Annotated in this window: 24 protein-coding genes; 9 read left to right on the forward strand and 15 right to left on the reverse strand. The window is 52.0% G+C overall.

Features of this window, described 5'->3' with window-relative positions:
- The 5 genes from EJN92_RS14470 (at window position 1) to EJN92_RS14490 (ending at window position 5,491) form a co-directional block, all read left to right on the forward strand.
- A complete protein-coding gene (locus EJN92_RS14470) occupies window positions 1-1,221 on the forward strand; it encodes an efflux RND transporter periplasmic adaptor subunit (RefSeq protein ID WP_126128471.1) in 1,221 nt (406 codons plus the stop codon).
- Complete coding sequence (locus EJN92_RS14475) at window positions 1,218-1,940, forward strand: ABC transporter ATP-binding protein (protein WP_126128472.1); 723 nt, start codon at window positions 1,218-1,220, stop codon at window positions 1,938-1,940. Before EJN92_RS14470 ends, EJN92_RS14475 begins: the two co-directional genes overlap by 4 nt.
- An 11-nt stretch (window positions 1,941-1,951) precedes the next feature.
- A complete protein-coding gene (locus EJN92_RS14480) occupies window positions 1,952-3,109 on the forward strand; it encodes an ABC transporter permease (protein ID WP_126128473.1) in 1,158 nt (385 codons plus the stop codon).
- A 54-nt stretch (window positions 3,110-3,163) separates the two neighbouring features.
- Window positions 3,164-4,333 carry an ABC transporter permease gene (locus EJN92_RS14485; RefSeq protein ID WP_126128474.1) on the forward strand — a complete coding sequence of 390 codons (1,170 nt, stop codon included), beginning with the start codon at window positions 3,164-3,166 and terminating at the stop codon, window positions 4,331-4,333.
- A 417-nt stretch (window positions 4,334-4,750) separates the two neighbouring features.
- The gene (locus EJN92_RS14490; RefSeq protein ID WP_126128475.1) at window positions 4,751-5,491 is read left to right on the forward strand and encodes a hypothetical protein; all 741 of its coding nucleotides are present in this window, start codon (window positions 4,751-4,753) and stop codon (window positions 5,489-5,491) included.
- Between the two features lie 208 nt (window positions 5,492-5,699).
- Here the strand turns inward: EJN92_RS14490 and EJN92_RS14495 are convergent, their stop codons facing one another.
- From EJN92_RS14495 to EJN92_RS14560, 15 genes are all read right to left on the reverse strand, one after another.
- On the reverse strand, window positions 5,700-6,542 hold the full coding sequence (locus tag EJN92_RS14495; protein ID WP_126128476.1) for a 2OG-Fe(II) oxygenase family protein: 843 nt from the start codon (window positions 6,540-6,542) through the stop codon (window positions 5,700-5,702).
- Window positions 6,543-6,567: 25 nt separating this feature from the next.
- Window positions 6,568-7,569 (reverse strand): nucleoside hydrolase, encoded by a 1,002-nt coding sequence (locus tag EJN92_RS14500; protein WP_126128477.1) that lies wholly within the window; start codon window positions 7,567-7,569, stop codon window positions 6,568-6,570.
- 119 nt (window positions 7,570-7,688) lie between these two features.
- Entirely contained in the window at window positions 7,689-8,657 is a 969-nt protein-coding gene (locus EJN92_RS14505) for an ABC transporter permease (protein WP_126128478.1), read from the reverse strand.
- Complete coding sequence (locus tag EJN92_RS14510; protein WP_126128479.1) at window positions 8,650-9,756, reverse strand: ABC transporter permease; 1,107 nt, start codon at window positions 9,754-9,756, stop codon at window positions 8,650-8,652. Before EJN92_RS14510 ends, EJN92_RS14505 begins: the two co-directional genes overlap by 8 nt.
- A 9-nt stretch (window positions 9,757-9,765) precedes the next feature.
- Window positions 9,766-11,295 carry an ABC transporter ATP-binding protein gene (locus EJN92_RS14515; protein WP_126128480.1) on the reverse strand — a complete coding sequence of 510 codons (1,530 nt, stop codon included), beginning with the start codon at window positions 11,293-11,295 and terminating at the stop codon, window positions 9,766-9,768.
- Window positions 11,296-11,374: 79 nt separating this feature from the next.
- Window positions 11,375-12,370 (reverse strand): BMP family lipoprotein, encoded by a 996-nt coding sequence (locus tag EJN92_RS14520; protein ID WP_126128481.1) that lies wholly within the window; start codon window positions 12,368-12,370, stop codon window positions 11,375-11,377.
- Window positions 12,371-12,489: 119 nt separating this feature from the next.
- Window positions 12,490-13,428: a ribokinase gene (rbsK, locus tag EJN92_RS14525; protein ID WP_126128482.1), complete on the reverse strand. Its 939-nt coding sequence runs from the start codon at window positions 13,426-13,428 to the stop codon at window positions 12,490-12,492.
- Between the two features lie 123 nt (window positions 13,429-13,551).
- Window positions 13,552-13,683, reverse strand: a complete 132-nt coding sequence (locus tag EJN92_RS22015) for a hypothetical protein (protein ID WP_265415586.1) — start codon at window positions 13,681-13,683, stop codon at window positions 13,552-13,554.
- Window positions 13,684-13,788: 105 nt separating this feature from the next.
- The gene (locus EJN92_RS14530; RefSeq protein ID WP_126128483.1) at window positions 13,789-15,048 is read right to left on the reverse strand and encodes a DUF3426 domain-containing protein; all 1,260 of its coding nucleotides are present in this window, start codon (window positions 15,046-15,048) and stop codon (window positions 13,789-13,791) included.
- Window positions 15,049-15,062: 14 nt separating this feature from the next.
- Window positions 15,063-15,974: a 50S ribosomal protein L11 methyltransferase gene (gene prmA, locus EJN92_RS14535; RefSeq protein ID WP_126128484.1), complete on the reverse strand. Its 912-nt coding sequence runs from the start codon at window positions 15,972-15,974 to the stop codon at window positions 15,063-15,065.
- Between the two features lie 82 nt (window positions 15,975-16,056).
- Window positions 16,057-17,424 (reverse strand): acetyl-CoA carboxylase biotin carboxylase subunit, encoded by a 1,368-nt coding sequence (accC, locus tag EJN92_RS14540; protein ID WP_126128485.1) that lies wholly within the window; start codon window positions 17,422-17,424, stop codon window positions 16,057-16,059.
- A 96-nt stretch (window positions 17,425-17,520) separates the two neighbouring features.
- On the reverse strand, window positions 17,521-17,979 hold the full coding sequence (gene accB / locus EJN92_RS14545; protein WP_126128486.1) for an acetyl-CoA carboxylase biotin carboxyl carrier protein: 459 nt from the start codon (window positions 17,977-17,979) through the stop codon (window positions 17,521-17,523).
- A gap of 111 nt (window positions 17,980-18,090) precedes the next feature.
- Window positions 18,091-18,528, reverse strand: coding sequence for a type II 3-dehydroquinate dehydratase (gene aroQ / locus EJN92_RS14550; RefSeq protein ID WP_126128487.1), 438 nt, complete (start codon window positions 18,526-18,528; stop codon window positions 18,091-18,093).
- Window positions 18,529-18,606: 78 nt separating this feature from the next.
- Window positions 18,607-19,143, reverse strand: a complete 537-nt coding sequence (locus tag EJN92_RS14555; protein ID WP_126128488.1) for a TlpA family protein disulfide reductase — start codon at window positions 19,141-19,143, stop codon at window positions 18,607-18,609.
- A gap of 12 nt (window positions 19,144-19,155) precedes the next feature.
- A complete protein-coding gene (locus EJN92_RS14560; protein WP_126128489.1) occupies window positions 19,156-19,773 on the reverse strand; it encodes a hypothetical protein in 618 nt (205 codons plus the stop codon).
- A gap of 96 nt (window positions 19,774-19,869) precedes the next feature.
- Between EJN92_RS14560 and mpl the strand changes: the two genes are divergently transcribed.
- The 4 genes from mpl to EJN92_RS14580 all read left to right on the forward strand — a co-directional run bounded on the left by mpl (window position 19,870) and on the right by EJN92_RS14580 (window position 24,690).
- The gene (gene mpl / locus EJN92_RS14565) at window positions 19,870-21,270 is read left to right on the forward strand and encodes a UDP-N-acetylmuramate:L-alanyl-gamma-D-glutamyl-meso-diaminopimelate ligase (protein WP_126128490.1); all 1,401 of its coding nucleotides are present in this window, start codon (window positions 19,870-19,872) and stop codon (window positions 21,268-21,270) included.
- Window positions 21,271-21,287: 17 nt separating this feature from the next.
- Window positions 21,288-21,857, forward strand: a complete 570-nt coding sequence (locus EJN92_RS14570) for a YqiA/YcfP family alpha/beta fold hydrolase (protein WP_126128491.1) — start codon at window positions 21,288-21,290, stop codon at window positions 21,855-21,857.
- Window positions 21,847-22,428 (forward strand): chorismate--pyruvate lyase family protein, encoded by a 582-nt coding sequence (locus EJN92_RS14575; protein WP_126128492.1) that lies wholly within the window; start codon window positions 21,847-21,849, stop codon window positions 22,426-22,428. Before EJN92_RS14570 ends, EJN92_RS14575 begins: the two co-directional genes overlap by 11 nt.
- Window positions 22,429-22,596: 168 nt before the next feature.
- Window positions 22,597-24,690, forward strand: coding sequence for a ribonuclease catalytic domain-containing protein (locus EJN92_RS14580; RefSeq protein WP_126128493.1), 2,094 nt, complete (start codon window positions 22,597-22,599; stop codon window positions 24,688-24,690).
- The last annotated feature ends 1 nt before the right edge of the window (window position 24,691 follow it).

Here is a 24,691-nt window from a genome sequence, read left to right on the forward strand (position 1 = left end):
ATGACTGCGACTCCATCTGCGCCACCTTCGGCATTAAAGCAATTAAAAATCGACCGCGCTGGCAATGGGCCGGTCAAGAAACGCGCTTGGGGACGCTGGATAGTGTTGGCGCTAGTGTTGCTGGCGGCAGCAGGTTTTGTCCTCAAACCGTCCAAGAATGAGGTGCAGGTGACTTCGGTTGTGACCACTTATCCCTCGCAGCAATATGCGCAATTAACCGCTTCCGGCTATGTGGTGGCGCAGCGCCGTGCAGCCGTTGCAAGTAAGGCGACAGGGCGATTAGTCATGCTCAATGTGCGTGAAGGCAGCCAGGTCAAACAGGGCGAGGTGCTGGCACGTCTGGATGCCAGCGATGTGCAGGCTGCTATCGCGCAAGCGCAGGCCGGCATTCGTCAGAGCGAGGCCGCAGTCGCGCAAGCCAATGTTGAACTGGTCAATGCTGAATCAGAGTTAAAACGTGCCATGGGTTTAAAAGCGCAAGGTTTTGTCTCGCCGCAAGCCTTGGATAGTGCGAACAATCGCGTCAATGCGAGTAGAGCGGCAGTGCGATTGAGTCAGTCTGCGGTGGCGGTGGCACAGGCGCAGCTTAAGGTGCAGCAGGTCAATCAGGATTTTACCGAGATTCGCGCCCCTTTTGATGGCGTAGTGCTTATCAAGAACGCCAATGTGGGCGACATTATCACGCCCTTTTCTAGCGCAGCCGGTAGTCAGGGCGCGGTCGTCACGATGGCCGATATGAGTACCCTGGAAGTCGAGGCCGATGTCTCGGAAAGCAATCTGGCCAAGGCCAAGATAGGTCAGCCGGTAGAAATTACTTTAGATGCCTTACCCGATACACGTTTTCGCGGCAGCATCGTCGGTATTGTGCCGACCGTGGATAGAGCCAAAGCGACTGTCATGACCAAGATACGCTTTGAGAAACTTGACGCCCGTATCCTGCCTGAAATGAGCGCCAAGGTGACTATTCTGTCGCAAGCAGTGAGCGACGCCGATCAGCAAGCCTTACTGGCGCTGAATCCCAAGGCGGTAGTCGAGCGTGATGGTAAAAAATGGGTGTTTCGCATCAAGGACGATAGCGTAGAAGCGGTTGCGGTGAGTTTGGGACGCAAGATCGGTGACAATAGTGAAGTGACGGGCGCGCTGAAGTCCGGCGATAAGCTATTGCTGTCACCCTCGGAAAAAATCAAGACCGGTGCAAAAATCGTGGTGGCGAGTAAATGAGCGCCAGTAGCGTCAACAGCGCCGACGCGCTGATCCGCATCCACCAACTCAATAAATCTTATGTGCGTGGCGGACAAGTGATTCCTGTGCTGGAGGGGGTCGATCTGGCGGTGCAGTCCGGCGAGTTTATCGCTCTGATGGGGCCTAGCGGCTCAGGTAAAAGCACCTTGCTCAATCTGATCGCCGGGATCGACAAGCCCACCAGCGGCAGCATACTAATCGGCGGCGTGAATATCGCTAATTTAAGCGAAGGCCAGTTGGCCGACTGGCGCGCCGCCAACGTCGGGTTTATCTTTCAATTCTACAATCTGATGCCAGTGTTGACCGCGTTTGAAAACGTCGAACTGCCTTTGCTGCTCACCAGCCTGTCGCGCGCACAGCGCAAGGAGCATGTCGAGGCGGCGTTGGGGATGGTGAGTTTGACCGATCGCATGGATCACTATCCGAATGAACTTTCAGGCGGCCAGCAGCAAAGGGTGGCAATCGCGCGTGCGCTAGTCACTGACCCTACCCTGATCGTAGCCGATGAACCGACCGGCGATCTGGATCGAGTTACGGCCGGCGAAGTCTTGGATTTGCTGGAGGAATTGCATAGCGATTTGGGTAAGACCATCGTCATGGTGACCCATGATCCTAAGGCGGCGGCACGTGCCAAACGCCTGATTCATCTGGAAAAAGGCGTACTGGTGCCAGATGAAGCGGCTGTACCTGCGCACTAGCGAAGCCGACCATGTTTATTTTTCGTCTGCTGCTCAAAAACGCCTTCCGGCATAAGCTGCGTACCTTGCTCACCATGCTGGGACTGATCGTGGCTATCTGCGCGTTTGGCTTGCTGCGCACCATTATCGATGCCTGGTATGCTGGTGTGGACGGGACCTCAAGTACGCGCCTGATTACCCGCAATGCGATTTCGCTGACGTTTCCGCTGCCGCTCAATTACGCTGAGCGCTTAAAAACCGTTGAGGGGGTCACTGGTATCAGCTGGTCCAACTGGTTTGGTGGCATCTACATTACCGAACGCAATTTCTTTCCGCAGTTTGCGGTCGAACCGGCCAGTTATCTGGCGCTGTATCCTGAATACGTGCTCAATGAGGACGAAAAAAAAGCCTTCATACTAGACCGTCAGGGCGCGATCGTCGGGCGCAAACTGGCCAATCAATATGGCTGGAAAATTGGTGATCAAATCCCGCTGCGCGGTACGATTTTCCCCGGCACCTGGGCCTTTACCTTGCGCGGCATCTGGGATGGGGTAGACGCTAAAACCGACGAATCGCAGTTTCTGTTTCATTGGCAGTTTTTGGCTGAATCGGTACGCAAGCGCAGCGCTAAGGGGGCCGATTATGTTGGCGTCTATGTGGTGCGCATTAATGAGCCGAATAACGCGCCACTAATCTCAGAGCGTATCGATGCACAATTTAAAAATTCACTGGCAGAGACCTTGACCGAAACCGAGAAAGCCTTTCAGTTAGGTTTTGTCTCCATGAGCGAAGCCATTCTGGTGGCGATTAACGCCGTTAGTTTTGTGATCGTCATCATCATCATGGCAGTCATGGCCAATACCATGACGATGACGGCGCGTGAGCGCCTAGCGGAATACGCAACGCTCAAGGCGCTGGGGTTTTCACCTGGCTTTGTGGTGAAACTCTTGTTTGGCGAGAGTCTGGTGATCGCCCTGATGGGCGGCGGACTAGGCATGCTAGTGACTTTGCCTATCGCTGCCGCTTTTGCCAAAGCCGTTGGTACTTTGTTCCCTAGTTTTGTGGTTTCCGAAACGACCATGGCACTGCAATTACTTGCCAGTGCGATAGTCGGCGTGGTGGCTGCCGCCTGGCCGGCCTGGAAAATGAGCCGCATCGATATCGTCAACGGCTTACGGCACGTTGCCTGAGGTAGTGCGTATGAGCACGATACGAAAGCGATATGAAAGTGACATGAAAGCGACATGAAACAAATTCCTCTCTCTTACATCGCCCGCAATCTTTGGGTACGCCGCGTGACCACGCTATTGACCGCTGGCGGCATGGCGCTGGTGGTGTTTGTGTTTGCCACGGTGCTGATGATGAGCGAGGGCATACGTGCCACCTTAGTGGCAACCGGCCAGGTCGATAATGTACTGGTGTTGCGCAAAGGGGCCGGTGCAGAGATCAATAGCGGCATAGACCGGGGCCAGGCCGCCATCATCGAAAGCTTGCCGGGCATCGCGACCAACGGCAATGGTCTGCGCCTGCTCAGCAAAGAACCGGTGGTGCTAAATAATCTGCCCAAACGCAGCAATGGCAAACCTAGCAATGTGACGGTGCGCGGTACCTCGGCGCTGGCACTAGAATTGCGTCCACAAGTGCAGTTAAAGCATGGCCGTATGTTTCGGCCAGGCAGCTCGGAGATCATTGCCGGCCAGGCGATTGCCAGCGGTTTTCGTGGCGCGGGTTTGGGCGAGACGCTGCACTTCGCTCAACGCGATTGGCTGGTGGTCGGCATTTTTGACTCAGGCAAGACTGGCTTCGACAGCGAAATCTGGGGCGATTCGGAGCAGATGATGGCAGCGTTCAGACGCAACGCTTACTCCACCATTGTGTTCCGTCTGGCAGATCAGTCTGCTTTTGATCGCCTCAAAAGCGCGATCGAAGCCGACCAGCGTTTGCAGATAGAAGCTAAGCCAGAGATACAGTTTTATGCCGAGCAAAGCGAAGCTTTGGCGACCTTCATCCGCATCCTCGGGCTGAGTCTGTCGGTGATCTTTTCTATCGGTGCCGTGGTCGGCGCCATGATCACCATGTTTGCCTCCGTGGCACAAAGAGTGGGCGAGATCGGGACTTTGCGCGCCCTGGGATTTCGGCGTACTGCGGTGTTATTGGCGTTTTTATTGGAATCTTTATTGCTGTCGCTGGTCGGTGGCGTGATCGGCTTGTTTGCCGCATCCTGGATGCAAACGGTCGATATCTCCACGACCAATTTCCAGACCTTCAGCGAGCTGGCATTTCAATTTAAGCTGACGCCGGAAATCGCCTTGAAAACTTTACTGTTCTCGCTATTCATGGGGTTCGTCGGCGGCTTCATCCCATCCTGGCAAGCCGCCAGAATGAAGATCGTCGATTGCCTGCGCGCCAGCTGAAACCAGATAGGGTTTTACCAAGGGCGGTCTAAAATAACAAATGCAAAACTTTGCGTCGCCTTTTTTGGCTTCCGTTTCTTGGCGAAGCAAGAAACGGGAGTAGCCGCCGGTCTACCACCGGCCAGCAATCGCACAATAACGACAGAATTAAACCAAGCATGCCGCCACCGAGCATATCCCATGCGGCTCGCAGGCCGATGTTGCTTGAAGAAGCGCATGGAATATGCGTGGTGGCAGGGGCCGTGTTTAGATACTCGACGGTACAGAGACATGTGTGCGATTATGCTTAGCTAATCACACAGTGCTACGATTTTGCGTTAGAACGCTAACGGCATTTAGAACTGGTGTGCTTGTGAGCAGTATGAACGCGAAGAATTAAAATTAAACAAAGGCAAATAATTTTTCCCAAGGAAATAAATGATTAAAAAATCGACATCTCATACGTTTGCCAATATAGGAATTGGATTTTCTATAATGGGAATATTTTCCATATACTTAATCGACAATAAATACTGCACCAATTTCAAATTAATATTGCCAGCGTTTACTACATTTCTAGGTGCGGTTTTAGCATTTAGATTAAATTCACTGAAAGACGATAAAGAGGAATTGAAAAAGAAGAAATCAGCATTGAATTTAGCTCTATTCGTCTTGGCAAGGCAACATAATGCGTTACAAAATATATTGAAAGAAATTGAGCCATTCAGAGATAAACCAAACAGAGCATTTAGTCTCCCGGCAATTAAACCACCTGAATATAACGATTTAGTACAAAATTTTGGTGATTTATCTTTTCTCCTTGATCTTGATACCAATGAGATTGAAATTCTAATGAAGCTAACTATTGTTCAAGAAGGTTTTGACGTTACTAAGATAGCATTGAGCTCACGAAATGAAATGTATATTGAAGAGCTCCAAAAAATTATCAGTGAAAAGAAATTGAACGGAAAAAATTTCACGAAGGAAGAGTTAGTTGAAATTTTTGGAGAAAAACTTTTTCATGGAGCTATTCAAGGCGTAGATCAAATATATAAACATGTTGATTTTTCAGCGAAAGAAGTACCAGCTGCTTTTTCAAATTTACGTTGTACTGCAAAAAAATTATTTCCAAAGGAAAAATTCATTCAAGTCGAATCTTTACCCGAAACTACAAAATAAGGCTATACAGCGTAAATTTTTGCAGGGCGTAATGGGCTTTATCCATTGCTCCACATGAAATCTTACAAGTCACCCTGCCACTGCGCATATTCCATGCGGCTTACCAAGGCATGTGGCTGGAAACCCGCGTGGGATATGCGTGAGCGGGCAGGGCACTGTAAAAAATGGCCACCAGGCTCTAGGTGAGCGTGATGGCCAATTAGGCTACTTACTTCTTAACGCCTAACTCTATCAAACGTTCATTCAGATAACTGCCTGCGGTGTGGCGTTCTGATAGTACTACGTCGGGGCGGGGGTGTAGGAATAACGGTAGAGAGATGCGCGATTGCTTGGCGGCTTCGCCAGTTGGATTGAGTACCCGGTGTATGGTAGACGGGTAATAGCCTTGCGATGCTTCGTCCAGCATGTCGCCGATATTCACGATCAGCATGCCGAAATCACAGGGTACATCATGCCATTCTTCATCTTTGCCCAGTACCTGCAAACCGGCTTGGGTGGCGGCTGGCAATAGGGTCAGCAGGTTAATGTCACCGTGGGCGGCGGCACGCACTGCATCAGGCTCTTCGTCGCCGCGTAAAGGCGGATAGTGCAAGACCCTGAGCAAGGTCAGATCGCTGCCGGTGATCATGTCGGACAACGGCATAGAATATCTGGACTTGATGTCAGTCGGCGTATATTGCTCTACCCATTGCAGCAGCTCGGCGGCCAGCGTAGCACCTTGGGCATAGTAGTCCAGCGCCGCTTTTGATACTTCGGCAGGGAAGCGGCCGGTTGGGTAGATATGGTAAAACTCTTTCAGGTCGCGCTTGGTATAGCCTTTGGCGGTCTCTGAAATTTTAGGAGAAAAATAGCCATCCATTTTTACCGGGTCGAACTGGTACTGATTCTTTGCATCGGTCTGGTAGAACTCGTACCATTCCTTGTAGATAGTTTCAAGTAAAGTTTGCGACAGCGGATGATGGGTCAAGACGCCGAAGCCGGTGTTGTGCAGGCTTTCGGTGAATTTTTGTGCCGCATCCGGGCTGCGGTAATCGACTGGTTGGATGAACATATTTTTCCCTTTTTGGCTTATTTGCTTATTTGCTTAATGGCGCTAACAACCAGTCACTGGCCAGAACCTCGGCTATCAGTTTTTCACAAGCGGCGGCATCGACTTCCATGCAGACGCGGGTCTCTGGCTTGTCCGCTTCCCAGCCAGCTTGCGGGTAAGGGATCGCCAGTTTTGCCATCATGGTCTGACCATTGGCTATCCCTTCGGTAGCGACGCGCACGCGGCCGCTCTGGGTCTTGAACAGTTCCGGTGCGACCAGCCAGACAAACGCCAGCACGTCGTGGCCATAACAACCATGTCCCATGTCGGGACGGATAGAGCTGTAGAAATCGCTGTAGAACATGACCGCGTGATGCAGCGTGTCCATGGCGACGTGTTTGTGATGCTGGGCCAGACGCTCAAAGAATTTCGACAGCAAGACCACGCGGTGCGTGACGTCGAGACCGACCATGGTCAGATCCCAGCCTGCGGTAAATACCAGATCGGCGGCATCCGGATCGTTCCAGACATTCGCTTCCGCTACGGGCGAGACATTGCCCGGCTCATCGACGGCACCGGCCATCAGAACCACTTGTTTGAGGAGCTTAGGCAATTGAGGTTCCAGCTTCAAGGCCAGACCCAGGTTGCCCAGCGGGCCGACAGCGACCAGGGTGATTTCACCGGGATGCTGACGCGCCATCTTGACGATGAATTCGGCAGCACTGAGTGGCTCAGCTTGCCCGCCGGCTTCGATGCGGCTAGGCAAATTGCCCAGACCATCGGCACCGTGAATAAAATCTGGCGGCGTGCCAGGCGCTTTGGCGAACGGTACGTTTACGCCTTGCGCTACCGGAATAGCACGGCCGGCGATGCGGGTCAGATACAGGGCGTTGGTAGTGGCTTGTTCTACGGTGACGTTACCGAAGGTGGTGGTGATACCGATCACGTCGATGTCAGTATGCGCAAGGGCGAAGTACAGTGCCATGGCATCATCGACACCCGGGTCGGTATCAAAAATAACTTTATGTTTAGCGCTAGAAGTACTCATTTTTTTCTCCTGGACTGCGAAGCTTTGCCGTAAAGGTCGAACCCAAGCTTCGCTGCAGATTGCTAGAGACCTGGTTCAAGCAGGCCGTATTAAATTAGGGCTTAAGATTAGGAATTAAGTTAACGTGACTTCACAAACGGTAGGCCTATGGCTTTAGGTGCGACCGATTTGGCCATCAAGCCTGCCAGTACGATGACGGTAATCACATACGGAATCATCTGTATCAGTGAGCCGGGTATTTTTCCTACGCCTGGGAAAGTCACGCCTTCTATCTGTACCTGTAGCGCAGCAAAAAAACCAAACATCAGGCAACCGAGTGCCGTATGTAAAGGACGCCAGTTACCAAACACCAAGGCCGTCAATGCCAGGTAGCCGTTACCGGCCGACATGTCGCGCAGGAAAAAACCGCTCTGCACCAGCGACAGGTAAGCGCCGGAGAAAGAACACAGCACACCGGCGCATAACATCGCCATGAAACGGGTGGCTTCTACGCTGACGCCAGCGGCATCGGCAGCATGCGGATTTTCACCGACTGCGCGTAGACGCAAGCCAAAGCTGCTGTGATAGATAATCCAGTGAACGACAGGGATCAGCGCGAAGGCCAGATATACCAGCGCACTGTGGCCACCTAAAAATTGGGTGTAGAACCATCCCAGGAAAGGGATATCGGCCACCAGTGCAGAACCTGGCAAGACGATGTCAAACAGGCGCGCCTGACCCAGGTCTGGGGTACGGCCGCCCTGCGCAAAGAAAAACTGCGCCAGCACAAAGGTGAGGCCGCTGATGGCAATGTTCAGCGCGATTCCCGCTACCAGTTGATTGCCTTTTTGTGTGATGCTGACGAAACCTTGCAACATCGCTACGGCAACCGAAATGCCTACACCAGCTAATACGCCCAGCCAGGGATTCTGGGTGGCATAAGCCACAGCGGCAGAGACAAAGGCGGCAGCGAGCATCTTGCCTTCTAGCGCCAGATCGACGATACCGCTGCGCTCGGCAAACAGCCCGGCCAAAGCGGCAAACATCAGCACTGGCGCATTGCGTATGGTAGCGACCAGGATGCTGGCGAGGTGGAAGTCTTCAAACATCGCTCTTCCTTGTTGTGAATGTAGATTTTGCTTTAAAGCACGCGCTCAGTGCTGGTGCGTACAGATTTTCCATGGAGCCGCAAAATAGAATGATCAGGCCTTGGATGAAGATAAAGGTCTCAGGCGGGATATTCGGTTTTTCTAGTGACAGATCAAATCCGCCTTGGATTAGGGCGCCAAACAAGATAGAAGAGAGCAAGATGCCGATAGGATGCTGGCGTCCCATCAGGGCAATCGCAATGCCGATGAAGCCGGCACCGGCCGGGAAATTCAGGTTCAGGTAATGGGTAGAACCCATCAGCGAATTGACCGCACCGAGTCCGGCCAAGGCACCGGAAATCAACATCGCCACCACGATGGTCTTGGTGATAGAGATGCCCGCGTAATGTGCTGCATGCTGGTTCAGGCCGGTAGCGCGCAATTGATAACCCCAGGCCGAGCGCCATACCGCGATACCGTAAATCACCAGCGCCAGTAAGGCCAGCACGAAGCTGATGTTGAGTGGCGTCTCGCCTAAAATCGGGAACACTGCGTTGAGTTTCGGCAGCCAGCTACTGTCGGCGAAGATGCGGCTGGCGGTGTTTTGCTGGCCGGCCGGTATCAGATAGGCGACGATGATGAAATTCATCAGGCTGGCGGCGATGAAGTTAAACATGATGGTGGTGACCACCACGTGGCTACCGCGCTTTGCTTGTAGATAGCCAGGCAGATAAGCCCAGGCGGCACCGAAGACGGCACTGGCGACCAATGCCAGCGGGATTAAGATCCAGGACGGTAGGCTGGCGTCCAGCGCTAACACCACCAGAGTAATGCCTAGTCCGCCCAGGTACATTTGGCCTTCGCTACCGATATTGAATAAGCCGGCCTGCATCGCTACCGAGACCGACAAACCTGTGAAGATAAAGGTAGAGGCATAAAACAAGGTATATCCCAGACCTTCGGGATTGAGGACGGCGGCATTGATCAGTATGCTTAGCGATTCGAGTGGATTTTCGCCGAGTAAATAGATCACCAGTGCCGCCACCAACAAGGCAGACAGCAAATTGAGTAAAGGCAGTAGCAGCGCCGTGGCCCAGCGTGGCAGATCGGAATTATTCATACGCGTTTCTCATGATTTATGTAAGCCGCCCATGAGCAGGCCGATACGGGTGGCATCAAATTCTTCCGCCTTTAACTCGCCGGTAATACACCCGCCCGAGATCACCAGGATACGGTCGGCCAGCGCACGTACTTCTTCCAGTTCTACCGACACCAATAAAATCGCCACACCGGCATCGCGCATCGCCAGCAACTGGGCGTGGATGGTTTCTATGGTGCCGATATCCACGCCGCGGGTAGGTTGGCCGACCAGCATGAGCTTGGGCTGAGCAGCGATTTCGCGGGCGATCACGACTTTTTGCTGGTTGCCGCCCGATAGCAGACCGATACGCAAATCGGGATCGGCAGGGCGCACATCGAATTGCGTTAGCAGCGCGCGGCAGTTTTTTAAGATGGATGAAAAATCGAGCAGGCCAAAACGTTTTTTGACTTGATTTTGGTAGCCGAGAAAGCTGTTCATCATCACCGAGAAATTTTTGATGACGCCATCGCGCAAGCGGTCTTCCGGCACATGGGCTATCCCTAGTGCGCGGAACTCGGCAGGCAGGCCATCGGCATCTTTACGATGCGCCACGGGCAGCTCTTTTCCTAAAAAGTGCATACTTCCAGCGGAGGCTAAGCGCATGCCGCTAATGATTTCGAGTAACTCACTCTGGCCATTGCCAGAGACGCCTGCAATCGCGACGATTTCGCCAGCGCGTATGCTGAAATTAATATCTTTCAACAAGCTGAGCTGTTGTTGATTGCGCAGTTGCAAATCGCGTACTTCGAGTACGGTAGCGCCCGGCGCATAAGGCGCACGCGGCAAATGGGTCTCGATAGGGCGACCTACCATCAGCGTTGCCAGCTCTTCTTTGCTGGTGTTGGCGGTGTGCAGAGAGCCAACCACGGCGCCGGCGCGCATCACCGTCACTTCATCGGTGATGTCGAGAATTTCTTGTAATTTGTGGCTGATCAGCAGGATGGTTTTACCCTGCGCCTTAAACAAGCGCAAGACATCAAATAAGGATGCGGTTTCTTGCACCGTCAGTACCGCTGTCGGCTCATCTAAAATCAGGATATTGGCGCTGCGATAAATTTGCTTGAGAATCTCGACGCGCTGTTGCACGCCTACCGATAAATCCTCTATCCGCGCTAGTGGATCGACGTCCAATGCGTAGCGCTGAGAAATTTCGCGCAGCTTTGCCTCAACCAGGCTACGCTTGGGAGCCAGCCGAAATCCGCCTTCGCTACCGAGCATGACATTGTCGAGCACCGTCATGTTCTCGACCAGCATGAAGTGCTGATGCACCATGCCTATGCCTAGCTGTATCGCTTGCTGGCTGTTGCGTATTTTTTGTGCCTGACCATGGATCAGCAGTTGCCCCTCGTCGGCATGGTAGTAGCCATACAGTATGCTCATCAGTGTCGACTTGCCAGCGCCGTTCTCACCGATGACACCATGGATGGAACCGGGCGCGACGGCGAAACTGACGTCGCGATTGGCTTGCACCGCGCCAAAACGTTTTGAAATGTGTTGAAATTCTACGGCTGCGTGCATACGAGGTTCTAAAGAGAAAAGCTGACTGTGATGCGGGCGATGTTGTAGGCGGCCATGCGGACTAAAATGCAGGCTGCGATTAGACCGGACACTTGTTCGCTTCGCGCGAATCGATGACTTTTACTTTGCCGCTCAAAATGTCTTGTTTGGCGGCGTTCACCCGCTTTTCTATCTCAGGTGTGATCAGGCTGCGATTATCTTTATCGAGCGCCCAATCGACTCCGGATTCCTTCAGGCCTTTGTTTGAAATGCCACCTTTAAATGTGCCATTTTTCACTTGCATGAAACTGTCGTAAATAGCCTGATCCACCCGTTTGACCATAGAAGTAAGCATGGTGCCAGGGTGTAGTGCATTCTGATTAGAATCGACGCCGATTGCCAGCTTGCCTTTTTCCTTGGCCATTTGCAGGCTGCCCATGCCGCTGCCACCAGCGGCCGCGAATAGGACATCGACGCCGCGTTCAAATTGGGCACGCGCCAGTTCTGCGCCTTTGGCTGGATCGTTCCAGGAGGAGGAGGTGCTGCCGACGATATTTTGGGTAATCTCTATTTTCGGGTCTACCGATTTTGCACCTTGCGCATAGCCGCAGACAAAGGCGCGTATCAGCGGAATGTCCATGCCGCCGATGAAGCCCAGTTTTTTGGTTTTAGTTGCCATGGCTGCCGCTACCCCGACCAGGTAAGAGCCTTCTTGCTCCTTAAATAAAACCGAGCTGACGTTGTCGCCGCTGGCGACGCCATCAATCAAGACAAATTTTGTTTTCGGGAATTCTTTGGCAATGTTTTGCACGGCCTGGCTTTGGGCGAAACCAATTGCTGCGATCAGGTCTACATTTTTACGGGCCAGATTGCGCAGCACCTGTTCGGTCTGGGTGTCGCTGGCGACCTGTACTTCCATATAGCCGATTTTGGTTTCTTTCTTGAAGCGCTCAGCGCCTTCCGAGGCCGACTGATTGAAGGATTTATCAAACTTGCCGCCCGCATCATAAATCACCGCCAACTTAGGATCGGCAGCATGTACGCTGGCCGCAGTGAACACGCTTGCCAGTGCCAGACAGAGACTATGGAGTTTCATTGGTATATCCTAAGGGGCTAGATGTTGTATGCGTCGAGCTAAGCGGATCGACAATTTTTTAAGGCTATTAAGACTATCACGAGTTTGATTTTAAGCGCAGCCACTGATGCGATCGCCGCTTATTCTGCGGCGGTGGATTTTCGCTGTGCCATGAACTCTAGCACTTGCTGGCGCTGCGGTATCGAGGTTTGCGCGCCGAGTTTGGTAACGGTCAGGGCGGCGGTATATTGTGCCTCAATACTAGCTTCAAGCAAGCTCAAACCATTTGCCAGACCGACTGCAAAGGCACCGACAAAGGTGTCGCCAGCGGCAGTGGTGTCGACCACCTCAACCTTAATTGCTGGAATGAATTGCGTGCCTGTGGTCTGGGTAATTAATGTGCCGTGTTCGCCCATGGTCAGCAAGACTACGCCAACGCCACGTTTTAATAAAACCTGAGAGGCAAGGGCGGCACTGTTTTGATCGAGCACGGTGATCTCACTTAATTGCGAGGCCTCGGTTTCGTTGACGATCAGGTAGTCGACTTGCTGCAATAGCGCATCAGTCAAGGCGAAAGCCGGTGCCGGATTGAGTATCACTTTTACCCCATGCGTATGCGCAATCTCAATTGCACGGCTCACTGTAGGGATAGGTGTCTCTAGTTGGCAGATTAAGTACTGTGCCGAACTGATGGCGGCACTGGCAGCGTCTATGTGAGCTATCGACAAAGCGGCGTTGGCGCCAGCTGCCAGCACGATACTATTATTTCCGCAGTCTTCCACCATAATCCCGGCGACACCGGTAGCCAGACCCTTGCAGGTGCTCAGAAAGCTTAGATCGATACCTTCTGTGGTGAGGCAGTTACGTGAAAATTCTCCGAAGCCATCATCACCGACTGCAGCAATAAAGCTGACAGCAGCACCCTGGCGGGCTGCGGCTACCGCTTGGTTGGCACCTTTGCCGCCTGGGATTTGACGAAATTCGTGGCCATGCAAAGTTTCGCCTATGGCGGGCATGCGCGGTGTGCGGAACACCAAATCCATATTGACGCTACCAACTACGGTGATGCGAGGCTTCATTTTTTTCGGTTCTCATGATCAAAAATGGGGTGCGCAATCGTTTGCGCCATCATTTTGGTATTTAACTATGCTAGCTCTAGGCAAGTCAAGAACTACTTACGATCGAGCTCTATTTGTCGTGTTTTACAGCGACTCCTTAGCTTTGCGGTGTATCGCCTGCTGACCGACAAAACGCATAAGATTTTCACGTGCATTTGGGAGCCAGTTGCTATTATCCATGCGGCTTTTCAAGCCAAAAGCTTCTGTAAGGCGCATAGACATTGCGCCAGCGGTTTTATAAATCTATTTTGCGATTCCGATTCCGATTCCGATTGCTGTTAAATCAAACCAGCTTCAGACCAGACCCGGCTAGCCCAGCGCCTAGGGGTAAAACATGCCGACATGGTAAGCGGATGCTTTGCCTGCACTGGACTCAAAAAATAGTTTTACGGGTTGTTCGCTGCCGGCACCGAAGCCTTTGGAGATATCCTCTTGCTTGCTCAGGTATTCACTGGGAGCAAAGGCTCGTTGGACCAATACTTTTCCTTTTGCATCGTTCAGGATTAATTCCAGCATAGGCCAGTTTTGTAAGGTCGCACTATTGTTCCGCAATTGCAGCGCCAGGGAGAAAACTTTGCTACCAGTCTCCAGTGCTTCCAACTCGTTCGACTCTATCGTGATCATGTCGATTTGCGAGGGTAGGGCAATTTGACACCGCAGCGTTACACAGAGCTTTTGCAGTGTGGGCTTGGTCTGCGGGAACCAGGCAGCGATCATGTCGCGCGCGCTGTACGTGCTTTGCGCCAGCAGGCTCAGTAGCAATAAGAAGGAAAAAAACAGCATCAGATAGCGTATTGCACGGCTGCGGTTTTTTTGTTTCTCGGCCTTGACGACAAAATCGGGTTTCTCTAAATGATTTTCATCGTCGTCGTTGTTGTCATTATCGTTTGCGCTGTCCGGATTTAGCTCGTCACTGGTGGACTCGTTAGCTTCGCTTTGTTCGCTCTCATCGCTAGTAAAGTGTGGTTCCTTGCGCTCTAAGGCAGATTCATTGCGCGCCTGTTCGGTAATCGCTGCCGCGCTAGCCAACTCAAATTCAGTTTCGCTTTTAGGAGCTGTGTTGATAGACCAGTCTGTATCTTCCTGATTCATCAGGGTAGAGCGTATTTCTAGCTCCAGGTCGTGTACTTCGGCATCTAGCGCAAGCTCAGGGCTGGAGCTTGCCTCAGCATCAGGTTTAGCTGCAGCCTCAGCGTCGGCTTCAAGCTCAGCCTGCTTGTTCAGCTCGAATTGACCCATATCAAATTCCAGAGCACTGGCGGAGGCTAGATGCGCTGTGTTTGCCTGAGCGGCTACTGAGACTGCTGGCGCAGCGCTGCTGGTGACCGTAGTCGTCGTCTCTGCAACTGCTCGCGAGTCTGCAGGGGCAGCCTCAGTCGCAGCTGCAGCTGCAGCGCTGACAGGGTTTGCAGGCGGCGCGACCAGGGCAACAGTAGCCTGACCAGGAGACAGTAAATGCTCTATGCCATTGAAAGTTTGCTGGCACGCGCCACAACGCACTAAACCTGCATGCAGTTTTAGTTGATCATTGGCAACCCGAAAAGCGGTATGGCAATACGGGCATTGAGTGGCGAGGGCCATGCGGGAAGCGGAACTTATGCTGCCAAATTGCCGGACAAGGCAACCCAGCCTTCATGTTCAGCCCAGACTGTGAGCGTGATGAAGGGGGCGTAGGCCGCGGCAACTTCTTCGGCCTGACGCGCTAATACGCCGGACAAAATTAATGCACCACCAGCAGCCACACGTCCTGACAGCATAGGGGCCATCAATTTCAAGGGGCTAGACAGAATATTGGCGACCACGACATCAAATTTTTCTGTCGCTGGATGGGCATTGCCAAATTCTTTAGGTAAAGAAAACTCGATATTGCAGCGATTGCGCTCAGCGTTAAAGCGTGCCGATTCGATTGCTTGCTGATCGATATCCACGCCGATGACAGCCTTGGCACCGAGTTTTTCGGCCACCATGGCCAAAATGCCGGAGCCGCAACCGTAATCGAGTACTGAGGAATCTTTAGGCGCATGCGCTTCCAACCACTCCATGCACAGGCGGGTAGTCGGATGGCTACCGGTACCAAAAGCGAGACCCGGATCGAGTTCCAGGACTAAGGCATTGGCATCAGGAATCGCGTGCCAGCTAGGCACGACCCAAATATTTTTGCCGATATGGATAGGTTCAAATTGCGATTGAGTCAGACGTACCCAATCTTGATCGGCGACCGAACGCAGTGTGTAAGCGGGCACTTCGGCTAGCGCTATTGCGGCGGCAGCCTCGGCCACGATCGCGGCGTGATTGGTGTCGGTATCGACCAGCGCCACGACACGGCTGCGATCCCAGGCGTTTTCGTCAGGTTCCATGCCGGGTTCGCCGAACAGAGGCCGCTCCGCATCTGTTCCTTCATCCGCATCTTCTACGGAAACCGATAAGGCACCGGCTTCCATCAGAGCATCCGACAGGCCTTCAGCGTGGTCGCGTGCAACTTCTATGATTATCTCTATCCAACCCATGTTCTACCCTTTAGTCCTAATATTCGCCATTAGGGGGAGGCTAACTTTTTAGCTAGCTTCCCCCCGTTGGTGTTGCGTATTTCTATTTCGATTTTTTTGATAAATCTGGCATATCCGCCAATTTATGTTCCAGATAATGAATGTTGGTGCCACCTTCTATGAAGTGGGCATCGATCATCAATTCACGGTGCAAAGGGATGTTGGTCTGTATCCCTTCTACCACCATTTCGGAGAGCGCAATTTGCATACGTTTGATCGCTTGTTCGCGCGTCGCACCGTAAGAAATGACCTTGCCTATCATGGAATCGTAGTGTGGCGGCACATAGTAGCCAGCATACGCATGTGAATCTACCCGTATTCCCGGGCCGCCTGGGGTGTGCCAGGTGGCAATCCGACCTGGAGAAGGCGTGAACTTAAACGGATCCTCGGCATTGATACGGCATTCTATAGAGTGCCCTTTCAATTCGATATCAGATTGCTTGAAGCGCAGCTTTTCACCAAAGGCGATACGGATTTGTTCTTGTACGATATCGACACCGGTAATCATTTCTGTGACCGGATGTTCAACCTGAACGCGGGTGTTCATTTCTATGAAAAAGAACTCACCGTTTTCGTATAAAAATTCAAAAGTACCGGCGCCGCGATAGCCAACCTTGCGGCAAGCTTCGGCACAACGGTTACCGATTTTTTCTATGATTTTGCGAGGAATGCCTGGTGCCGGTGCTTCTTCTATCACTTTTTGGTGACGTCGCTGCATCGAGCAATCGCGCTCACCTAACCAGATGGCATTGCCATGTTGATCGGCCAGAATCTGGATTTCCACGTGACGTGGATTTTCCAGAAATTTTTCCATGTAGACTTCAGGATTGCCAAAGGCTGCGCCTGCTTCCGCCTTGGTCATCGTGACTGCGTTAAGCAAGGCAGCCTCGGTGTGCACTACCCGCATACCACGTCCACCACCACCACCAGCGGCCTTGATAATGACAGGGTAGCCAACTTTGCGTGCAGTTTGTACGATTACTTTCGGATCGTCCGGTAAGGCTCCTTCTGAGCCAGGTACACAGGGAACACCGGCAGCGATCATGGCGTGTTTGGCCGAGACCTTATCACCCATGATGCGTATGGTTTCAGCGCGCGGTCCAATAAATACAAAGCCAGATTGCTCCACGCGCTCAGCGAAATCCGCATTTTCAGACAGGAAACCGTACCCCGGATGGATCGCCTGGGCATCGGTCACTTCTGCCGCGCTGATAATGGCTGGCATGCTGAGATAACTAAGCGTTGACGGCGCAGGACCTATGCAGACAGATTCATCGGCTAATTTGACGTATTTGGCTTCGCGGTCGGCTTCTGAGTGCACGACTACAGTTTTAATGCCCATTTCGCGACAGGCGCGTTGAATACGTAGGGCAATTTCGCCGCGATTGGCGATAAGAATTTTTTCAAACATGATTTTCGATATGCTTTGGCAATGGTTTTAGCCTTGCAGGCAATATCTCTTACATGTGCTTATGCAGCGCCAGGTAAGAGCCATAATTAAGCCGGTTTAGCCTATGATGAAGAGCGGCTGACCGTACTCAACTGGTTGGCCGTTTTCCACCAGAATTTGTTTGATGCTACCGGAGAAGTCACTTTCGATCTCATTCAAAAGTTTCATTGCCTCGATAATGCACAGGGTGTCGCCTTGATTGATGACCTTGCCGATATCTGCAAACGGGGCAGATCCTGGCGAGGCTGAGCGATAAAAGGTGCCGACCATAGGGGATTTTACGACATGGCCATCAGGCACAACTGCGGCCACTGGAGCGGCTGCCGCTGCGGCAACTGGAGCTGCGGCAACTGGCATCGCTTGCTGCATATACTGAGGTTGCATCATCATCTGCGGCTGTTGCATGGCTGAGGATTTAACGATACGAACTTTACCTTCACCCTCGGTGACTTCGAGTTCTGCAATATCTGATTCGGCCACTAGGTCGATCAAGGTCTTGAGTTTTCTTAAATCCATGTGAAATCCCCCTATGAAGATGCCTCTGAGCATTAAATTATCTCAGAGTGCGTTATTAGAATGAGCGCAATTATAAGTCAATATCGGTTAATTGCGTGAAGATGCGAGAATTTATAGATTTTTTAAGGAGAAGTCAATCGCCATGCGATATCCGTCTATGCCCAAGCCACAGATCACACCTTTAGCGATGCCAGAAAGGTAAGAGTAATGTCTAAATGACTCTCTTTGATGCACATTGGAAATATGCACTTCGATGAAAGGGATTGCCACTCCGGCCAAGGCATCCCTCAGTGCAACGCTGGTATGGGTTAATCCACCAGGGTTAATAATGATGGCATCGATCTGCTCATCACGTGCCGCATGGATGCGATCTATCAGTGCACCTTCGTGGTTGCTCTGAAATGTGACAAGGTTGGCGTTGCTAGTTTCAGCTTGTATTCTGGCAGCCGATTCTATGTCGGCCAGCGTACTCGACCCATACACTTCAGGTTCGCGCGTCCCTAATAAATTCAGGTTTGGTCCGTTTAGCAGCAGCAGCTTACTTGCCATAATCTCTAATGATTTTACGAAGGTGAGCGCATTTTGCCGTCAATTGCACGTGCTTGCAAGGAAAACTATCGCGTTAAATTAAGGCGCTCCTGTTATTTTACTTATATCTGCACGTAATTCATCCATTTTCAGACGGCCTAAATAAGTTTTTATTATGTTGCCGTCAGTTGATATAAGTAGGGTGAAGGGTAAGCCACCGGCTTGATTGCCTAGCAAGCGAGAAATCTCGGTGCCCTCCATGCCGGCCGAAAATAGTGGATAAGTAATGGCATATTTTTTTGCAAAATCCTTGATATTGCTGGGGCTGTCTATGCCAAGGCCAAGTAGTTGAACATTGTTTTTGCCTAATTCTTTTTGTAATGCGGACAACTCTGGCATTTCTTGTACGCATGGTGCGCACCAGGTTGCCCAGAAATTAACTACAAGAATTTTTCCTTGCCATTGCGATAATTTTTGTGGTGCGCCCAGACTGTCAGTCAGTGTCAGGTTCATTAATTTTTGCACGGCACCGTTCTGCGGTGGCTGAACTTGTATGCCTTGCATGCCTACGTAGGCGCCAATCGCCGCAAATAGGAGGCCGCATACCAAGGCAATCGAGAGAAAACGTTTATTCATGTGAAGTAATTCTTAAAGAGTATCGCTAGTTGATGTGTCAGTGCTCTGGCTTTCTGCGATCAGATTGCGCAGCGCTGCGATGTTGGCGCGTTCGTTGCGGGCGCCTATGCGTATATCGTCCATGCTATGTAGTAATAAATGTATACCTTCCTGGCGGCGTAAGAAGCTCAGGGTTTCGATCGATTCGTTGCGTTTATTGAAATGCTCGGATACTTCAAATTGGATATCCTTGTTCAGCAAAAAAATCGCCACCTCTTTGCTATTGTCTGCGTACAGGTGCAGGTAGATATCTGAGTGTTTGCCAGCAGTGCCGTTTAAGACCGCACCGACCAGATAGGGATTAAATTGCTCTAGATCGAGCATGGTATCTAAGGCGATATTTCTTAGTAAGTGCAAGCGTTGCGGCTGACTATCGCCAAAAAACAGGGCATTGTACTCACGTACTTCTTGTTCTATCTGGGCGTTATCAGGCAGGATATTGCCTTGCACTTTGCTATTGCCGAGGATTTGTTTGGCGGCTCTGCGTTTGGCTGAGCCATAGTCAGTGCCATCTTCGGCGATCATTTTTGCCGCCAGCATCGCAATTTCTGTGCGCAGCGCTTCGGCATCGTTAGGAGTTGTAATCATCATTGTTACATCATAACGCATACGGAATAGCTGCGTCTCTCAGGTAGAATTGCGGAATTCTAAATTTAGTACATCCTTACGTACAAAAATAAGCAAAAAATGCATATTCATATATTAGGTATTTGCGGCACCTTCATGGGCGGCCTGGCAGTCTTGGCAAAAGAAGCGGGTCATACGGTGACCGGTTGTGATGCGAACGTGTATCCGCCTATGAGCACCCAGTTGCAGGCGCAGGGCATCACTTTGACCGAGGGTTTTGCTAATGAGCAGGTCGAATTAGCGCCCGATTTATTTGTGATCGGCAACGTGGTCTCGCGCGGCAATCCTTTAATGGAAGAGATACTTAACCGTGGTTTGCCGTATATCTCAGGCCCGCAATGGATGGGTGAGCACATCTTACGAAACAAGTGGGTGCTGGCGGTTGCTGGGACTCACGGCAAGACTACGACTTCGGCCATGCTGGCCTGGATACTGGAATTTGCTGGCTACGCGCCGGGCTTTTTGATTGGGGGCGTGCCACTCAATTTCGGCATTTCGGCGCGCCTTTCTGGCGCGAACGCTAGTGATTTTTTTGTGATCGAGGCGGACGAATATGACACTGCATTTTTTGATAAACGCAGTAAATTCGTGCACTACCACGCGAAAACTGCGATTCTAAATAATTTGGAATACGATCACGCCGATATTTTTCCGGATGTGGCGGCGATAGAAACCCAGTTCCATCATCTGGTGCGTACCGTGCCTGGCATAGGTCGCTTGATCGTCAATGGTCAAGAAGCCACATTGCGCAATGTATTGCAACGCGGCTGCTGGAGCGAAGTCGAATTTTTTGCTGACACCGAGCACGCACAAGCTCAACAAGGCTGGAGCTTGCGCTTGCAGCGGGGCGAAGATTTTGAGGTGTACTTTAATGGCCAATTGCAGGGCACAGTCAACTGGGCTTTGAATGGCGCACATAACCGTATGAACGCGCTGGCGGCAATTGCCGCAGCCAAGCATGTCGGTGTGTTGCCGGCGCTCGCCATCGAGGCGCTGGCGCAATTTGTCAACGTCAAACGCCGCATGGAAGTGCGCGGAGTGGCTGCGGGCGTTACTGTGGTGGATGATTTTGCCCATCACCCGACCGCAATCACGACCACCGTTGAGGGTTTGCGCCGCAAGCTCGGCAGTGCCAGAATCCTGGCGGTGCTTGAGCCTAGATCAAATACCATGAAGCTAGGGAGTATGAAACAAGCTTTGCCAGCGAGTCTGGAGCAAGCTGACCTGGTGTTTGCGTACAGCGCCAGTAGCGGTAAGGATGTAGTCGGTTGGGATCTGGCCGAAACCCTGGCGCCGCTGGGTGATAAAGCCAAGACCTTTACTGATCTCGATACCCTGGTGGCTGCGATCGTGGCTCAGGCGCGCGCTGGTGATACGATTTTGGCGATGAGCAATGGTGGTTTTGGTGGCATTCATCAAAAACTGCTGACGGCCTTGGCGGCGACTGTCGTTACGCCTTAATCTAATTCGAGTTCCGCATGATTTTGTATTTACATGGTTTCCGTTCTTCCCCAAGCTCATTCAAGGCGCGCAAGATGGGCGAGTATTTGCAGCAGATCGGGCGCGCTGATGAGTATATTTGCCCGCAACTGCCAGCTTCGCCTTTACTGGCGATACAGCTGATCGAGGAGCTACTGAAAAGCTATCCTGCGCATGCGGTGACCCTGATAGGTTCGTCGCTGGGCGGTTATTATGCGACCTGGTTGGCCGAGCAATACGGCTGCAAAGCGGTATTGCTCAATCCGGCAGTCAAGCCGCCGCGTGATCTGGAAAAATATGTGGGTGTGACGACGGCCTACCATAGCGATGAGTTATTTGAATTTAAGCCTGAGTATGTGGCGCAATTACGGTCTTACGAGGTGGCGCAGATTAGCCGGCCAGAGCGCTATTTGCTACTGGCAGCCACCGGTGACGAGGTGCTCGATTGGCGCGAAATGCAGGCGCATTATCCGGCCGCCCGGCAAATCATCATAAACGGTAGCGATCATGGGATGGCCGATGTGGTGGATCATCTTGCTACTATCCTGACGTTTTGTGATGCAAACTAAGTCGTCTAAGCGCTCTACGCAGTTTTTGAAGGCTGCGCAATGGCATAATCATGTTAATGCGGTGTGCGCCTCTGCGCCTATGCGCGATTGGCTGATTAATCGAGCCTCTTTGACGGCCAGGTTGGTGGCAGCTAGCCAGCAGTTTCGGGTGCAGCGCTTGCATCAACGGCAGGCTATTTGTCTGGCCGATGAATTTGCCGAGATCGCTTTGCATAGACCTCAGAAAGTGCTGGAGCGCGATGTGTTGTTACGCTGCGACGGTGACGCGATGGTGTATGCGCACACCGTGGTACCGCTTACGGCCAGCGCATCGCAATGGCCTTTGTTCGCGGCGCTCGGTGAAAAATCCCTGGGCAGCACTTTGTTTAAGGATCCCTTGGTAGAGCGCTGCGCCTTGAGTTACGCACGCTTGCGCTTTGACCATGCCTTAATGCGGCGGATTCATGCTTTGCAGTTGCTGGACGAGGATGTCGACAGCTTATTGGCGCGACGCTCAGTATTTCGGCGTAAGGGCGGCTGTTTATTGGTGACCGAAGTTTTTTTACCTGCAATTGAATTTTTGAATAAATAAGATACTAGGAGGGGGTATAGAGGTATGCCGTTGCTTTGCGCAAGTAATACGTGCGCAATTGGCTGGTGTTTTACTATACTCCCTCCAATTTAAATAAATAGAGCGACGAATGAAAGGCATTATTTGCTTGCGTTCAGCTCTATCAATAAGACAGAAGAGAAGTGTGGAATGAATTTATTTTTTGAAGAATCCGGTGATTTTAAGGCGGGTAGTGTGATGTCGCAGGCCGGCGAGGCTTACCAGGTAGAACTTGCCAGTGGCAAGCGTAGCAAGGTCAGGGTCAAGGATGTCTTGCTGCAATTTGCGACGCCCGATGCGGCCAGTTTGATGGAGCAAGCCAAATTGGTGGCAACTGAGATCGATCTGGAGTTTTTGTGGGAAGTCGCGGGTCAGGAAGAATTTGGTTTCGCTGAGCTCGGTGCCGAATATTTTGGCCACGCACCACAAGCGGTCGAGGCTGCCGGTTTAATCCTGGCGCTGCATACCGCACCCATCTATTTTTATAAAAAAGGCCGTGGTCGTTATAAGGCCGCGCCAGAGATTTCTTTGAAGGCGGCCTTAGCGGGCATAGAAAAGAAAAAGCAACAAGCCTTGATCCAGGCGTCGTATGTCGAGCATCTGAAGCAGCACCGTTTGCCTGAGCAATTGAAGGCGCTGGCTTTGCAATTGCTGTTTAAGCCAGACAAGAACAGCATAGAATATAAAGCCTGGGCCGAAGCCTGCGATGCCTTGCAAACTGCGCCCGCGCAGTTGATGTTGGAGTGCGGCGGTCTCGCCAGCGCCAAAGATTTTCACTTATCCAAATTTTTATTTGAGAGCTTCCCTAAGGGACTGGCTTTTCCTGATGTGGCGATTCCTGCTTTGCCGGATAATTTGCCGGTGGCCGAGGTGCAAGCCTTCTCTATCGATGATGTCACCACCACCGAGATCGACGATGCTTTTTCTGTGGTGCGCTTAGCCGACAATCAGGTACGCATCGGTATTCATATCGCAGCGCCTACGCTAGGTATCAAGCGCGATGATGCGCTCGATCTGATGGCGCGCGCGCGCATGTCGACCGTGTACATGCCGGGCGACAAAATCACCATGTTGCCCGATGCGCTGGTCGAGACCTACACTTTGGGAGCTGGGCAAACCCGCCCCGCGCTGTCTTTGTATGTGACTTTGGATATGCAGGACTGGAGCGTGCTGTCCACCGAAACCAAGGTGGAAGCGGTGCCGATGGCGGCCAATCTTCGACACAATGATCTCGACACGCTGGTGACGGAAGAGAACCTCGCCAATGACGCTGGTGAGTACCCACACAAAGCCGACATTGCCTTGATCTGGCAGTGGGCGCTGGTGCTGGAGCAAGGTCGCATGGCTAAGCGCGAAGGCTTTGGCCTGAAACCTGAGCAAACCAATCGGGTCGATTTTAATTTTTATGTGGATGACGATGTGGTCTCTATCGTTAGACGCAAGCGCGGTGCACCTTTAGATAAAATGGTTGCAGAACTGATGATCTTCGCCAATAGCACCTGGGGCAAGTTCATGGCCGATCATGGCGTGCCGGGTATTTATCGCGCGCAAGGCGGCGGCTCTGGTGGCTGGGCTGCCAAGATGCAGGTGCGCATGGTGACACATGCCGCGCCGCATCAGGGCTTAGGGGTCGATCAATATGCCTGGAGCACCTCACCGCTGCGCCGTTACACCGATTTAGTCAATCAATGGCAAATCATCGCCTGCGTACAAAATGGTGTGACAGCACCCTTGGTGGCACCGTTTAAACCGAAAGATGCTGACCTGTTCGCCATCGTCTCGGCTTTTGAGGCGGCCTATTCAGCGTATTCCGACTTCCAAAATAATATGGAACGTTATTGGTGCTTACGTTGGTTGCAGCAAGAAAACCAGCGCCAGGTGGAAGCCGTGGTGTTGAAGGATGAAGTTTTGCGCCTGGTAGAAATTCCTCTAATTATTCGTTTAGCAGGCATGCCATCGGTGGCGCGCGGTGCTCAGGTCAAGCTCGATATCTTACGTTGGAATGAGCTCGATCTGAGTGTTGAAGCACGCTTATTAGAAATGCTCACGACCGTCACCGATGAGGGCATGGAGGAGGAAGCCGAGCAAGTTGATGGCGCTGAAACCAGCACCGACACACATGGCGAGGCGGCTGAATTTGAAACTGACGCTGAAACTCAGGCGGAAACACTGGCCGAAGAGAGTGCGGAGGCTGATTCCGAGTCCGAGTCAGCCACTGGTCCTGACGATACCCTGAGCGCTTAGG

The organism is Undibacterium parvum (genome assembly GCF_003955735.1).
Classification (GTDB): domain Bacteria; phylum Pseudomonadota; class Gammaproteobacteria; order Burkholderiales; family Burkholderiaceae_D; genus Undibacterium; species Undibacterium parvum.